General features: G+C 55.2%; 11 protein-coding genes. All 11 read right to left on the bottom strand.

All coding sequences use genetic code 11. The features are described 5' to 3' along the window. Positions 1-115 precede the first annotated feature (115 nt). From ftsA to ftsI, 11 genes are read right to left on the bottom strand one after another with little or no spacing between them, the layout of a single operon-like run. Positions 116-1,378 (bottom strand): cell division protein FtsA, encoded by a 1,263-nt coding sequence (gene ftsA / locus FDX03_RS08605; RefSeq protein WP_003018755.1) that lies wholly within the window; start codon positions 1,376-1,378, stop codon positions 116-118. Continuing rightward, entirely contained in the window at positions 1,375-2,208 is an 834-nt protein-coding gene (gene ftsQ, locus FDX03_RS08600; protein ID WP_048212692.1) for a cell division protein FtsQ, read from the bottom strand. Before ftsQ ends, ftsA begins: the two co-directional genes overlap by 4 nt. A 1-nt stretch (position 2,209) precedes the next feature. Further along, complete coding sequence (locus tag FDX03_RS08595; protein WP_121584201.1) at positions 2,210-3,130, bottom strand: D-alanine--D-alanine ligase; 921 nt, start codon at positions 3,128-3,130, stop codon at positions 2,210-2,212. After that, positions 3,123-4,598 carry a UDP-N-acetylmuramate--L-alanine ligase gene (murC, locus tag FDX03_RS08590; RefSeq protein WP_061067244.1) on the bottom strand — a complete coding sequence of 492 codons (1,476 nt, stop codon included), beginning with the start codon at positions 4,596-4,598 and terminating at the stop codon, positions 3,123-3,125. Before murC ends, FDX03_RS08595 begins: the two co-directional genes overlap by 8 nt. Positions 4,599-4,649: 51 nt before the next feature. Then, on the bottom strand, positions 4,650-5,717 hold the full coding sequence (gene murG, locus FDX03_RS08585) for an undecaprenyldiphospho-muramoylpentapeptide beta-N-acetylglucosaminyltransferase (protein WP_115600968.1): 1,068 nt from the start codon (positions 5,715-5,717) through the stop codon (positions 4,650-4,652). Next, positions 5,714-6,958 carry a cell division protein FtsW gene (gene ftsW / locus FDX03_RS08580; RefSeq protein ID WP_115600969.1) on the bottom strand — a complete coding sequence of 415 codons (1,245 nt, stop codon included), beginning with the start codon at positions 6,956-6,958 and terminating at the stop codon, positions 5,714-5,716. The genes murG and ftsW overlap by 4 nt, the downstream gene beginning before the upstream one ends. Continuing rightward, entirely contained in the window at positions 6,958-8,274 is a 1,317-nt protein-coding gene (murD, locus tag FDX03_RS08575; RefSeq protein ID WP_137345797.1) for a UDP-N-acetylmuramoyl-L-alanine--D-glutamate ligase, read from the bottom strand. Before murD ends, ftsW begins: the two co-directional genes overlap by 1 nt. 2 nt (positions 8,275-8,276) lie before the next feature. Then, complete coding sequence (gene mraY / locus FDX03_RS08570; protein ID WP_003018774.1) at positions 8,277-9,359, bottom strand: phospho-N-acetylmuramoyl-pentapeptide-transferase; 1,083 nt, start codon at positions 9,357-9,359, stop codon at positions 8,277-8,279. Further along, positions 9,353-10,711, bottom strand: a complete 1,359-nt coding sequence (gene murF, locus FDX03_RS08565; RefSeq protein ID WP_137345796.1) for a UDP-N-acetylmuramoyl-tripeptide--D-alanyl-D-alanine ligase — start codon at positions 10,709-10,711, stop codon at positions 9,353-9,355. Before murF ends, mraY begins: the two co-directional genes overlap by 7 nt. Next, positions 10,708-12,195 carry a UDP-N-acetylmuramoyl-L-alanyl-D-glutamate--2,6-diaminopimelate ligase gene (murE, locus tag FDX03_RS08560; RefSeq protein ID WP_048212698.1) on the bottom strand — a complete coding sequence of 496 codons (1,488 nt, stop codon included), beginning with the start codon at positions 12,193-12,195 and terminating at the stop codon, positions 10,708-10,710. Before murE ends, murF begins: the two co-directional genes overlap by 4 nt. After that, complete coding sequence (ftsI, locus tag FDX03_RS08555; protein ID WP_003018783.1) at positions 12,182-13,948, bottom strand: peptidoglycan glycosyltransferase FtsI; 1,767 nt, start codon at positions 13,946-13,948, stop codon at positions 12,182-12,184. Before ftsI ends, murE begins: the two co-directional genes overlap by 14 nt. Positions 13,949-13,963 lie beyond the last annotated feature (15 nt).

Below are 13,963 nucleotides of genomic sequence, written 5' to 3'. Positions count from 1 at the left end.
CACATAGTAAACTATGTGACGGGAGATTCGCTCAGTTGCCGTCGCGATGCAACTTGAATGACGTTGTGTATGTGCCTGTCGCCTGAGGCCGTAATTATTGCCGGCCTCATAAAAATTAAAACTCTTTTCGCAGCCAACTATTGAGTCGTTTAATCCACGAGCCAACTGATGCCGTTACACGTTTTTCAACTTCAGCTTCACCACTTAAATGGGATTCTTTCCCGTAATGAAGCAACCCCACTGCCGTTGAATAATACGGCTCCTGGGCATAATCTGTCAGACCGGTAATATTGAGCGGCGCACCAATACGCACCTGCGTATGAAACACGCGCTGAGCGCAGGCCGCAAGACCTTCAATTTGCGCAGCACCACCGGTTAACACAATCCCCGCCGCCAGATGATGTTTCACACCCTGCTGGCGAAGTTGTTCCTGTAATTGTAAAATTTCTTCGTTGACCAGGTTAAGCAGCTCGGTATAACGCGGCTCAATGACCTCAGCCAGAGTCTGACGTTGCAGACTGCGTGGCGGACGACCACCGACGCTTGGCACTTCAACGCTCTCATCTTTACCAACGATAGAACCCAGCGCACAACCATGACGCACTTTGATGGCTTCAGCATCGCTCGGCGGCGTACCAAAGGCATACGCGATATCGCTGGTGACCACATTCCCTGCATAAGGGATTACTTTGGTATGGCGCAACGCCCCGCCAGTATAAACGGCGATGTCCATTGTACCACCACCAATATCGACCACGCAGACACCCAGCTCACGTTCGTCTTCCGTTAACACGGAATAACTGGCTGCCAACCCGGCAAATATCAGTTGGTCAACTTTCAGGCCACAGCGTTCAACGGCTTTGACGATGTTCTTCGCCATGTCGTTGTGGCAGGTAATCAGATGTACTTTCGCCTGCATACGCACGCCGGAAAGACCGACCGGATTTTTAATGCCTTCCTGGTAGTCAATGGCGTATTCCTGTGGAATAACGTGCAGTACACGATGTTCATCGCGCACACGTACGGATTTTGCCGTATGCACAACATTTTCCACATCTTCCTGGGTCACTTCCTCTTCGGAAATGGGCACCATACCAATTTCATTCTGACAGCTAATATGTTTACCGGAAAGCGCCAGATACACTGAGGAAATCTGGCAATCTGCCATCAGTTCAGCCTGGTCAATGGCACGCTGTACGCATTTCACCACTGACTCAAGGTCATTCACCCCACCTTTATCCATACCTCGCGATGGGCAACTGCCCACGCCAATGATATTGACCATACCGTCGGGCAGAACTTCCCCTACTAAAGCGGCTACCTTCGCGGTGCCAATCTCCAGTCCAACTACCAGTTTTCTGTCCGTCGCCTTGATCATTGTTGTTCTGCCTGTGCCTGATTCTGTTGCTGATTAGATTCCTCAGGAGGCAAGGGAACCCAGCCTACTGCCGCTCCTGAGTCATAACGCAAATCAACGTAGCTAATCCGTTTGCCATCGGTTTGCGCCTGCTGCTGTAAAACCGGGTAGAGTTCCACAAAGCGAGCCAAACGTTTTATCGTATCGCCCCTGCCAAGATTGAGCTTAATATCGTTATTAAGCGTTAACTGCCAGGAACGACGAGCGGTCATCGCCGCTTCCTTCAGGGTGAATCTATCCTTAGCCAGCACCTGCCCCATATCGCGGAACCCTTGCAACACTTCACTCGCGCTACCTTCCGGACCGTACAACATGGGTAATACCTGCTTATTGGCCCGACCGGTTGGGACGCTGAATGTATTGCCATCGGCATCCACCATATGTTGGTCATTCCAACGCGCTATTGGCACATATTCAACCAGATGAATCTTCAATTCATCAGGCCACTGCTTTCTGACACTCGCCTGCTTAATCCAGGGAAGGCGTTCAATCTGACTCTGAATGATGTTCACATCCTGAGTCATAAAGGTTCCCGGAGCGCCCAGCGCCAGGATGGACTGACGGATATCGTCATTGCGCGTGTAATGTCGCTCACCGGTCAATACCAGCTTCGACAATGGCAAACGCTGCGCATCTTCCATCCATCCCAACACGACCCAGCCGCTGACAAACACGGTGCACAGCACTGTCAGCAGGAACAGTATTCCTGCAAGACGCGTTCCATTATTGCGGCGTGAGGAGTTTACTTCTTCTTCATCACCGTTTCGCGTGTTCAGCGCAGCCTGCGACATATCAGTCCGCCAACGCCAGAATTCGAACCACCAACTGCGAGAAGCTCAGGCCCGCCTGACGTGCCGCCATCGGCACCAGACTGTGGCTGGTCATACCCGGAGAGGTATTCGCTTCCAGCAGATAAAACTGGCCATCGCTGTCCAGCATGACGTCAATACGGCCCCAGCCTTTACAGCCCAATGCGTTCCACGCATTCAGGACTAACGCCTGTAATTCGGCCTCCTGGCCAACTTCCAGACCTGCAGGGCAGAAATATTGTGTCTCATCAGACAGATACTTCGCCTCATAATCATAGAAGGTTCCCGCGGGTTGGATACGTATTGACGGTAAAATTTCTTCGCCGAGTATCGCAACTGTGAATTCTGGCCCACTGAGCCATTTTTCAATCAGTACTTCTTCATCATGCTGAAAAGCCAATGCTAATGCAGTTTGCAAAGCATTTTCTTCTTCAACTTTTGACATCCCGACGCTGGAACCTTCACGGCTTGGCTTCACAATCAACGGCAAGCCTAACGCAGAAACTCTCGTAACCACTTCATCGCTAAGTCCTTTTTCAAACTCAGCACGGGTCAATGCCACCCATGGCGCAACGGGCAATCCAGCCCCCTGCCACAGCAGCTTGCTGCGCAGCTTGTCCATTGAGATAGCCGATGCCATAACGCCGCTACCGGTATACGGCAGGCCGATCTGCTCCAGCATGCCCTGCAACGTACCATCTTCACCGCCGCGACCGTGCAGAGCAATAAACACCTTCTGAAAACCCATTGATTTCAGAAGAGTGACATCAACCTCTTTCGGGTCAACCGGATGGGCATCTACACCACCTTCACGCAGCCCGGCGAGTACAGCCGCGCCAGAATTCAGCGACACTTCTCGTTCTGCGGAGGTGCCCCCTAACAGGACCGCGATTTTATCAGCCATGTTGTTCCTCCTCCGGGTTTTGCGGCTTCAGTTTGATTTCAGCTAAGGAACGCGCGATTTTGCCGATATTTCCAGCACCTTGCACCAAAATCAGATCGTTGCCGGTTAATACCGGTGCCAGCATTTCCGCTACCTGGGCCGGATCGGATACCAGAATCGGGTCGATCTTACCGCGACCACGGATCGTACGGCACAGCGAGCGGCTGTCGGCCCCCGGAATCGCGGCTTCACCCGCGGCGTATACATCCAGCATCAACAGCGCATCGACCTGGGTCAGCACGTTGGCAAAGTCGTCATACAGATCGCGCGTACGCGTGAAGCGGTGCGGCTGGAACAGCATCACCAAATTTTTGTCCGGCCAACCTGCGCGTGCGGCTTTGATCGTGGCGTCCACTTCCGTTGGGTGATGGCCATAGTCATCGACCAGCATCGCAGTTCCGGCTTTCCCGTTCACCGGCTCAAGCGGGAACTCGCCGAGGAAGTCAAAACGACGCCCGGTCCCCTGGAAACTTTCCAGCGCGCGTAAAATAGCCTCGTCTTCAATGCCTTCTTCTGTTGCAACTGCCACCGCCGCCGCCGCGTTCAGCGCATTGTGACGGCCCGGTGCGTTCAATGTCACACGTAAATCGGCCATCCCCTGACGCAGCAGCGTGAAGTGCCCTTGTGGGCCGATCTGTTGATAATCTTCTACGCGAACGTCAGCATCATCGCTGAAACCATAGGTCGTGGTCTGACGGCCAACTCGCGGTAACAGCTCGCGAATAACCGGATCGTCAACGCACATCACCGCACGGCCATAAAACGGCAAGTTATGCAGGAAATTAATAAACGTCTGCTTTAAATTTTCGAAGTCGCCATGGTAGGTATCCATATGGTCAGCTTCGATATTGGTGACAATCGCCACCATCGGCTGCAAATGCAGGAACGACGCGTCGCTCTCATCCGCTTCGGCAATCAAATAACGGCTATGACCCAGACGAGCATGGACGCCTGCTGCTTTCACCAAACCGCCGTTGACGAAAGTCGGATCCAGACCCGCTTCCGCATAGATGCTGGAGACCATCGCCGTGGTCGTGGTTTTACCGTGGGTCCCGGCAATGGCGATACCGTGACGAAAACGCATCAACTCTGCCAGCATCTCCGCACGGCGGATCACCGGGATACGCGCTTCATGGGCCGCAACAATTTCCGGGTTATCCGCAGAAATAGCGCTGGACACCACCACCACGCTCGCATCACGCACGTTTTCCGGGCGATGATTAAAGAAAATCGTGGCGCCCAGATTCGTCAACTGCTGCGTCACCGGATTCGGCGCTAAGTCAGAACCGCTGATCTGATAACCTTCATTGGCCAAAACTTCGGCAATACCGCCCATACCGGCACCACCGATGCCGACAAAGTGGATGTGCCGAACGCGACGCATTTCGGGCACGATGGAACGCAGTTTTGCCAGTTGTTGTGTATTCATTCTTTAGCCATTAACTTCTCAGTTCATGCGATGCAAAAGGCATCACAACAATTACACCCGGGCAGCCCGGCTCACTTCAGTTGCAACACGCTCTGTGGCATCCGGTATGGATGCGGCGCGCGCACGTTCTGCCATGGTTAATAAGGTTTCTCGCGACCACCCGGCAAGGGTGCTGGCGACGGCATCCACAGTAAACTGCGGCTGCTCAAGAATTTTGGCAGCGCCCGCTTTCTCCAGCGGCAGCGCATTCCAGTACTGCTGTCTGTCTTTGTGCTGGAACGGCACAAACAACGCCGGCAAACCTGCGGCAGCAATCTCGCTCACCGTCAGCGCGCCTGAGCGACAGACCACAACATCCGCCCACGCGTAGGCTGCCGCCATATCATCAATAAATTCAGTGACCTTGTGTTGCGGTTGTCCCGCATCGGCATAAGCCTGCTCAACGGTTTGCTGCGCGCCTTTACCGCTCTGATGCCAGATAGTCACTGCGTCGCCAAGTTTTGCGGCGACCTGAGGCATCGTCTGGTTCAGCACGCGCGCGCCCTGCGAACCTCCGACAACCAGCACGCGCACCGGACCTTCACGCCCAGCCAAACGTTCTTCGGGTAACGGCAGTGCAAGGACATCAGTACGCACTGGATTCCCCACCACGTCCGCATTCGGGAAAGCACCAGGGAAGGCCTGCATCACCTTCGTCGCGATCTTCGCCAACCATTTGTTGGTTAATCCCGCAATACCGTTCTGCTCATGCAGAACTACCGGAATGCCTAATGACCAGGCCGCCAGACCGCCAGGGCCGGACACGTAGCCGCCCATACCCAGCACCACATCAGGCTTAAACTGCTTCATGATGGCGCGCGCCTGACGCCAGGCATTAAAAATACGCACGGGGGCGGCAAGCAGCGCGTTAACACCTTTGCCACGCAAACCGGAGATGCGAATAAAGTCAATTTCAATGCCGTGTTTCGGCACTAAGTCCGCTTCCATACGATCGGCGGTGCCCAGCCAACGAACCTGCCAGCCCTGGGCCATTAAATGGTGCGCAACCGCCAGCCCCGGGAACACATGTCCACCGGTACCGCCCGCCATCACCATTAACCGCTTCGGTTGACCACTCATCGTGCACCTCGTGTAAACGCCTGGGCTTTTTCCAGACGCGTTTCATAATCAATACGTAACAAAAACATGATGGCTGTCGACATGATCAACAAACTTGAACCACCATAACTGATCAACGGTAACGTCAGACCTTTGGTTGGCAGCATACCCGCCGCCGCGCCGACGTTTACCAGCGCCTGGAAGCTAAACCAAATCCCGATGGAGCAGGCTAAGAAACCTGAAAAACGGTGGTCAATTTCCAGCGCCTTACGACCAATCGACATCGCGCGAAAAGCGACGAAGAATACCATTAAAAGAGCGAGTACCACACCGATATAACCCAGCTCCTCCCCAATAATGGCGAAGATAAAGTCGGTGTGCGCTTCCGGCAAATACTCCAGTTTTTGGACTGAATTACCCAATCCCTGGCCCCACACTTCACCGCGACCAAAAGCCATCAGAGACTGTGTCAGCTGATAGCCGCTGCCAAACGGATCTTCCCACGGGTTCCAGAAGGAAGTTACGCGGCGAATACGATACGGCTCGGCAAGGATCAGCAGTACGACCGCCGAAATCCCCATGCCGATGATGGCGATGAATTGCCACAATTTGGCGCCAGCCAAAAATAGCATCGCCAACGTGGTAACAAACAGCACCACCACCGTACCGAGGTCAGGCTGCGCCAGCAGTAAAATAGCCAGCACCAGGATCACGCCCATCGGTTTTAAGAAGCCGCGCAGGTTGTTACGCACCTCATCCACTTTACGCACCAGATAATTGGCGAGATAACAGAACAGCGACAGCTTGGTAAATTCCGCAGGCTGAATACGCAGCGGGCCCAACGCAATCCAGCGCGACGCCCCGTTAACGGAGCTACCCACCACCAGTACGATCAGCAGCATGATGATTGAGGCTATCAGCATCGTCGTACTGTACTTTTGCCAGAACTCCATCGGCAGACGCAGCGTCACCATCGCCAGACAAAACGCGAGAAAGATGTACAACGCGTCACGCTTAGCAAACAGGAAAGGATCGCCCGCCAGGCGTTGCCCTACAGGCATCGATGCTGATGTCACCATCACAAAACCAATCGCTGCCAGACCAAAGGTCAGCCACAGCAGCATGCGGTCATACATGATCAGGCTGTCGGCGTCTTTATCACGCGAAGCCATCACCCAGCCTTTAAGCGCCGCAAAGATCCACGCCAGGACACCCAATCCCGGTACGCGCGGCATTTTCAGACGAGGGAGAGATAAGCGCATCAACCCAACTCCTTCGCCAGACGGGCAAAGACGTCGCCACGTTGCTCAAAGTTCTTGAACTGGTCAAGGCTGGCGCAGGCTGGCGACAGCAGCACCATATCGCCCGGCTTCACGCGCGGCGCAAGCAGACGCATAGCCTGCTCCATGGTTTCAGTTTGTTCCGCAATCTCAGGTCGCAGAGCGGCGAGTTGCGCGCCATCGCGACCAAAGCAGTACAGACGAATATTGTTGCCGCTCAGGTAACGTTGCAGCGGCATAAAATCAGCGGATTTTCCGTCGCCGCCCAGCAGCAGGTGCAGCGTGCCGTCAACGTGCAGGCCATTCAGCGCGGCTTCGGTACTGCCCACGTTGGTGGCTTTCGAATCGTTAATCCAGCGTACGCCGTTATGGTTCAGCACCAACTGAAAACGGTGCGCCAGACCGGTAAAGGTGGTCAGTGCTTTCAGGCTCGACGCCCGTGGCAGACCCGCAGCATCCGCCAGCGCCAGCGCTGCCAGGGCGTTAGTATAGTTATGCTGGCCGGTAAGCGTCATCTCTTTCACGTTGAGGACTTTTTCCCCTTTCACTCGCAGCCAGGTTTCGCCCTGCTGACGATTCAGGTGATAGTCCCCCATATTGACGCCAAAGCTCACGCAACGCTCATCTGCACCACGAACCGGCATAGTCAGCGCATCATCGGCGTTGACCACGCATACTTTCGCGTTCTCATAGACGCGCAGTTTGGCTGCACGGTACTGTTGCAGTCCAAACGGATAACGGTCCATATGATCTTCAGTGACGTTCAAAATGGTGGCCGCGACAGCCCGTAAGCTGGAGGTTGTCTCCAGTTGGAAGCTGGACAGTTCCAGAACATACAGTTCGCGTTCGTCATCCAGCAGCATCAGCGCAGGCAGGCCAATATTACCGCCAACGCCGACGTTTACTCCGGCCGCTTTCGCCATTTCGCCAACCAGCGTCGTGACGGTGCTTTTACCGTTGGACCCGGTGATCGCGACGATCGGCGCCTGTGCTTCGCGACAAAACAGCTCAATGTCGCCAACAATTTCAATCCCTGCATCAGCAGCGGCGCTCAACGAAGGATGCGCCAGGGCAATACCAGGGCTGGCGACGATGAGATCGGCAGCCAGCAGCCAGTCATCATTCAGGCTGCCAACATGACGCTCAACCGCTTCCGGTAATTTATCCAGGCCAGGCGGCGTTGTGCGGGTATCCATCACACGCGGCGTCACGCCACGCGCCAGAAAGAAATCCACGCAGGACAGCCCGGTCAATCCCAGACCGATAATGACGACTTTTTTACCCTGGTAATCAGCCATGATTAACGTACCTTCAGCGTTGCCAGGCCAATCAGCACCAGCATCAGCGAAATAATCCAGAAGCGCACAATAACGCGCGGTTCCGGCCAGCCCTTCAGTTCATAGTGATGGTGAATCGGCGCCATACGGAAGATGCGCTGTCCGCGCAGCTTAAAGGAGCCCACCTGCAGAATGACCGACAGCGTTTCTACAACAAATACGCCGCCCATGATCACTAACAGGAACTCCTGACGCAGCAGTACGGCAATAATGCCCAGCGCGCCACCCAGTGCCAGTGAACCGACGTCGCCCATAAAGACCTGCGCCGGATAGGTGTTAAACCACAGGAAGCCTAAACCTGCGCCGACAATCGCCGTACAGACAATCACCAATTCGCCAGCGTGGCGTAAATAAGGAATGTGCAGATAGTTAGCAAAGTTCATGTTACCGGTCGCCCATGCCACCAGCGCAAAACCGGCGGCCACAAACACGGTCGGCATAATCGCCAGTCCATCCAGGCCGTCGGTAAGGTTTACCGCATTCCCGGTACCGACAATCACGAAGTACGCCAGCAGCACGTAGAACAGCCCCAGTTGCGGCATGACATCTTTAAAGAACGGCACCACCAGCTCGGTCGCCGGAGTGTCTTTACCGGCCAGATACAGCGCAAACGCGACCCCTAATGCAATGACCGACATCCAGAAGTACTTCCAGCGGGCAATCAGGCCCTTGGTATCTTTGCGCACCACTTTGCGGTAGTCATCGACAAAACCGATAATGCCGTAGCCAATCAATACCACCAGCACGCACCATACGTACGGGTTCGACGGATATGCCCACAGCAGTACGGAGATAACTATCGCGGTGAGGATCATGATCCCACCCATGGTTGGCGTACCGCGTTTACTGAAGTGCGATTCCGGACCGTCGTTTCGTACGACCTGTCCAAAGGACATTTTTTGTAAGCGGGCAATCATGCGCGGGCCCATCCACAAAGAGATGAACAGCGCGGTCAGCAGGCTGACGATGGCGCGAAACGTCAGATAGGAAAAGACGTTAAAGCCGGAATAATATTTGACCAAATGTTCGGCCAGCCAAACTAACATGTCCCATTCTCCTGTAATGCGCGTACTACCTCTTCCATGGCGGCACTACGTGAACCCTTCACTAAAATCGTCATGATCTGATGTTCTGCAATCAGCGCTTTAAGATGCGCGGTCAGCGCGGTTTTATCCGCAAAATGCTCACCAACGCCGCTGGCATGGCTAATTGCCTGACTCAGTTTCCCTGTACTCAGCACACGGTCGATACCCGCCGCCTTCGCAGCGATACCCACCTGCACGTGGCAGGCTTCACTTTCCGCGCCAAGCTCTGCCATATCGCCAACCACCAACACGCGGTAGCCAGGCATTTCAGACAGCACCTGTACCGCTGCGGTCATTGAGCCGACGTTAGCGTTATAGGAGTCGTCCAGCAGCAGCTGATTTTCTGCCAGTTGAATCGGAAACAGGCGTCCCGGGACCGCTTGCAAATCTTTCAGACCCGCTTTGATCGCCTCTGGCGTCGCGCCTACCGCCATAGCGAGCGCAGCCGCTGCCAGGGCGTTAGCAATGTTGTGGCGACCCGGCAGCGGTAGCAGAACATCAATGCTTCCGGTTGGGGTTTGCAGCGTAAACTCCGTGCCGTGTGAGGTCACATGTACGTTGGCCGCCGAAAAGTCGCTGTTAGCCGCATTCGGCGAAAAACGCCAGACTTTGCGATCGCCAATAATGCTCTGCCAGTTCAGCCAGTCGTTGTTGTCGGCATTCATAATGGCGATACCGTTCGCTGACAGGCCGGTAAAAATCTCACCTTTTGCCTTCGCCACGCCCGCCAGAGAACCAAAGCCTTCCAGATGCGCGGCGGCCAGGTTGTTCACCAACGCCGCTTCCGGACGCGTCAACCCAACGGTCCAGGCGATTTCACCCTGATGATTGGCGCCAAGTTCAATCACGGCATAGTCATAATCGTTGTTTAAGCGCAGCAGCGTCATCGGTACGCCGATGTCGTTATTCAGGTTGCCCGCGGTATATAACGTGTTGCCACACTGGCTCAGAATGGAGGCCGTCATCTCTTTAACAGAGGTTTTACCGGATGAGCCGGTCAGCGCGACAACGCGCGCCGGCACCTGAGCGCGTACCCACGCCGCCAGTTCACCAAACGCCAGACGCGTATCTTTCACAATCAGCTGCGGCAGGTCGGTGTCCAAAGGACGGCTGACCAACAGCGCACCCGCCCCGCTCTCTTGTGCTTTGTCTGCAAAATCATGGGCGTCAAAGCGTTCGCCTTTCAGCGCCACAAACAGGCAGCCTGGCGTCACTTTACGCGTATCGGTTGTCACCGCATCAAGGGCCAGATCGGCCCCTTTCAGTTCGCCACGGAGGATCTCCGCCAGTTGGCTGAGCGTTACGCTAATCATGCGATAACCCCCAGCAGACGTGCTGCCGTCACGCGATCGGAGTAGTCGAGACGGTGTGCACCGACAATCTGGTAATCTTCATGGCCTTTGCCAGCGACCAGCACCACGTCATTTTCTTTTGCCTGCATGATGGCGCTAGTGACCGCTTCAGCACGGCCTTCCATTACTTTGGCCTGCCCGGCATCCAGCATCCCCGCCAGAATGTCATTGATAATGGCGCGAGGCTCTTCGGTGCGCGGGTTGTCATCCGTAACCACAACGACATCGGCAAACTGCTCGGCAATGGCGCCCATCAACGGACGTTTACCTTTGTCGCGATCACCGCCGCAGCCAAAGACGCACCACAGCTTGCCGGTGCAATGCAGACGGGCCGCCTGCAGCGCTTTTTCCAGTGCATCCGGCGTATGGGCGTAATCAACTACCACGGTGGTTTTGCCCGGCGCGCTGAACACTTCCATGCGCCCGCAAACCGGCTGCAGTCGTGCCGCCGTTTTCAGTAAATCAGCTAACGGATATCCCAACGCCAACAGTGTGGCCAGCGCCAGCAGCAAATTGCTGACGTTAAACGCCCCCATCAGGCGGCTTTCAATTTCGCCGTCGCCCCATGAGGAAGCAAATCGAATCGTCGCGCCGCTATCGTGATAATCCACGTCAATCGCTTTTAACCAACGACCGTGACAGTTCGGGTTAATGTGGTCTTCCATTGATACGGCAACCGCATCGGGAAGTTTAGCCAGCCAGCGGCGACCGACTTCATCATCCGCATTAACAATGGCCTGCCCGCAATGGTGCGTGGAATACAGCAGCCATTTCGCGGCTTCGTAGTGCTCCATATCGCCGTGATAATCGAGATGGTCACGGCTTAAGTTGGTAAATACTGAGGCCGCAAATTTCAGCGCCGCCACGCGATGCTGCACCAGACCATGCGATGAAACTTCCATCGCGCCAAAGGTCGCGCCCTGTTCAACCAGACCCGCCAGCACATGCTGAACGTCAACGGCTGAACCAGTGGTATTTTCCGTCGGGATCACTTTACCCAGCAGGCCATTACCTACCGTTCCCATTACCGCACTGGTTTCACCAAGCAGTTGGCTCCACTGTGCCAGCAGTTGGGTGGTGGTGGTTTTACCGTTCGTTCCGGTCACACCGACCAGACGCATTTTTTCAGAAGGCTCATGGTAAAAACGGCCCGCCAGTGCAGATAAGCGTTCGTTAAGCTGGCTCAGATAGATAACCGGTACACCGTGCATTTCGCGGATTTCACCGTCAGCAGCTTCATCTTTTGCTTCTGCAATAATGGCAGCCACACCTTGCGCTATCGCCTGCGGGATATATCGACGCCCGTCCGCCTGATGACCCAATACTGCGACAAAGAGATCGCCCGATGCAGCCACACGGCTGTCGAGTGTCATCTCTCGCAGTGCTCGCTCCGGTGCACCCGGCACCCATGGAGCAAGAAGGTCGCGCAAATTACGATCTGCCACCTGTTGCCTCGCCTTGATTATTCACAAATTCATTTTTATCGCCCGTTGTCAGCGCATCCGGCTCGATGTTCATGGTGCGCAAAACGCCGCCCATGATGGCACCAAAGACCGGCGCGGAAACGGCGCCACCGTAATATTTACCCGCCTGCGGATCGTTGATAACAACAACCAGCGCGAAGCGCGGCTGACTCGCAGGCGCAACACCTGCGGTATAAGCAATGTATTTATTGATGTAGCGGCCATCTGGCCCGACTTTTTTCGCCGTACCGGTTTTAATGGCGATGCGATAGCCTTTAATCGCCGCCTTCACGCCGCCGCCACCAGGCAGCGCCACGCTTTCCATCATGTGCACCACGGTGCGTACGGTCGCTTCCGGGAAGATACGCTCGCCCGGAACAGGAGGATCAACTTTGGTAATCGACAGCGGGCGATAAACGCCATAGCTGCCGATCGTTGCGTAGACTCGCGCTAACTGTAACGGCGTTACCATTAGCCCATAGCCGAAAGAGAAGGTGGCCCTCTCTATGTCAGACCACCGTTGTTTTTGAGGATATAAGCCACTGCGTTCTCCGACCAACCCCAAATTGGTCGCTTTTCCCAGCCCAAAACGCGAGTAAGTATCTACTAACGCTGAGGACGGCATCGCTAACGCCAGCTTGGAAACACCGACGTTACTCGACTTCTGCAAAACCCCGGTAAGGGTCAATTCGCTATAACGCGCCACGTCTTTAATTTCGTGGCCATTAATTCGGTAAGGAATGGTGTTAAGTACGGTATTTTCACGTACCACGCCACGCTGCAGCGCGGTCATCACCACCATCGGTTTAACGGTAGAACCCGGCTCAAACACGTCGGTAATGGTACGGTTACGCATCGCGTCTTTCGGCGTACCGGTGAGATTGTTCGGGTTGTAAGACGGACTGTTGGCCATTGCCAGCACTTCACCGGTGTTCACATCCACCAGCACCGCACTGCCTGACTCAGCCTTGTTAAACGCCACGGCGTTATTCAGTTCACGGTAGACCAGCGCCTGTAAACGCTCATCGATACTCAGCGCCAGGTTGTGCGCCGCCTGGCTGTCGGTAGAGGAGATATCTTCAATGACGCGGCCATAGCGGTCTTTACGTACAATACGTTCACCCGGTTGTCCGGTGAGCCATTTATCGAAGCTCTTCTCAACGCCTTCAATCCCCTGGCTGTCGACGTTGGTAAAACCGATGAGGTGAGCGGTCACTTCTCCGGAAGGGTAGTAACGGCGGGATTCTTCGCGCAGATGGATACCTGGCAGCTTCAGTTTTTTGATGTAATCAGCCATGTCAGGGTTTACCTGACGCGCCAGATAGATAAAGCGCCCTTTCGGGTTGGCGTTAATGCGGGAAGCCAGTTGATCGAGCGGGAGGTTCAGCGCAGTCGACAGCGCTCTCCAGCGCTCGCCAACGCTCACGCCGCCTGCGTCATGCACCTCTTTCGGGTCGGCCCAAATCGCCTTCACCGGAACGCTCACCGCCAGCGGACGTCCTGAACGGTCGGTAATCATCCCGCGCGAGGTGGACACTTCCTGGACGCGCAGAGAGCGCATGTCGCCCTGACGTACCAGCATGTCCGGCGCGATGATTTGCAGCCAGGCAACGCGCCCCAGCAGAAAACCCAGTGCCAGCAAAATACAGCCGCACAGTAACGCAAAACGCCAACTGATAAAGTTGGCTTGTTCTTCCTGGCGTTTTGGTTTGTGCGTTTTTGCCGCTGCTTTCATGCGTCGCGTTTATCC

This window comes from Citrobacter sp. wls827 (assembly GCF_005280875.1).
Taxonomy (GTDB): domain Bacteria; phylum Pseudomonadota; class Gammaproteobacteria; order Enterobacterales; family Enterobacteriaceae; genus Citrobacter; species Citrobacter youngae.
Note: the sequence above shows the minus strand (reverse complement) of the source record. Positions and strands in the feature narration are given on the sequence as shown.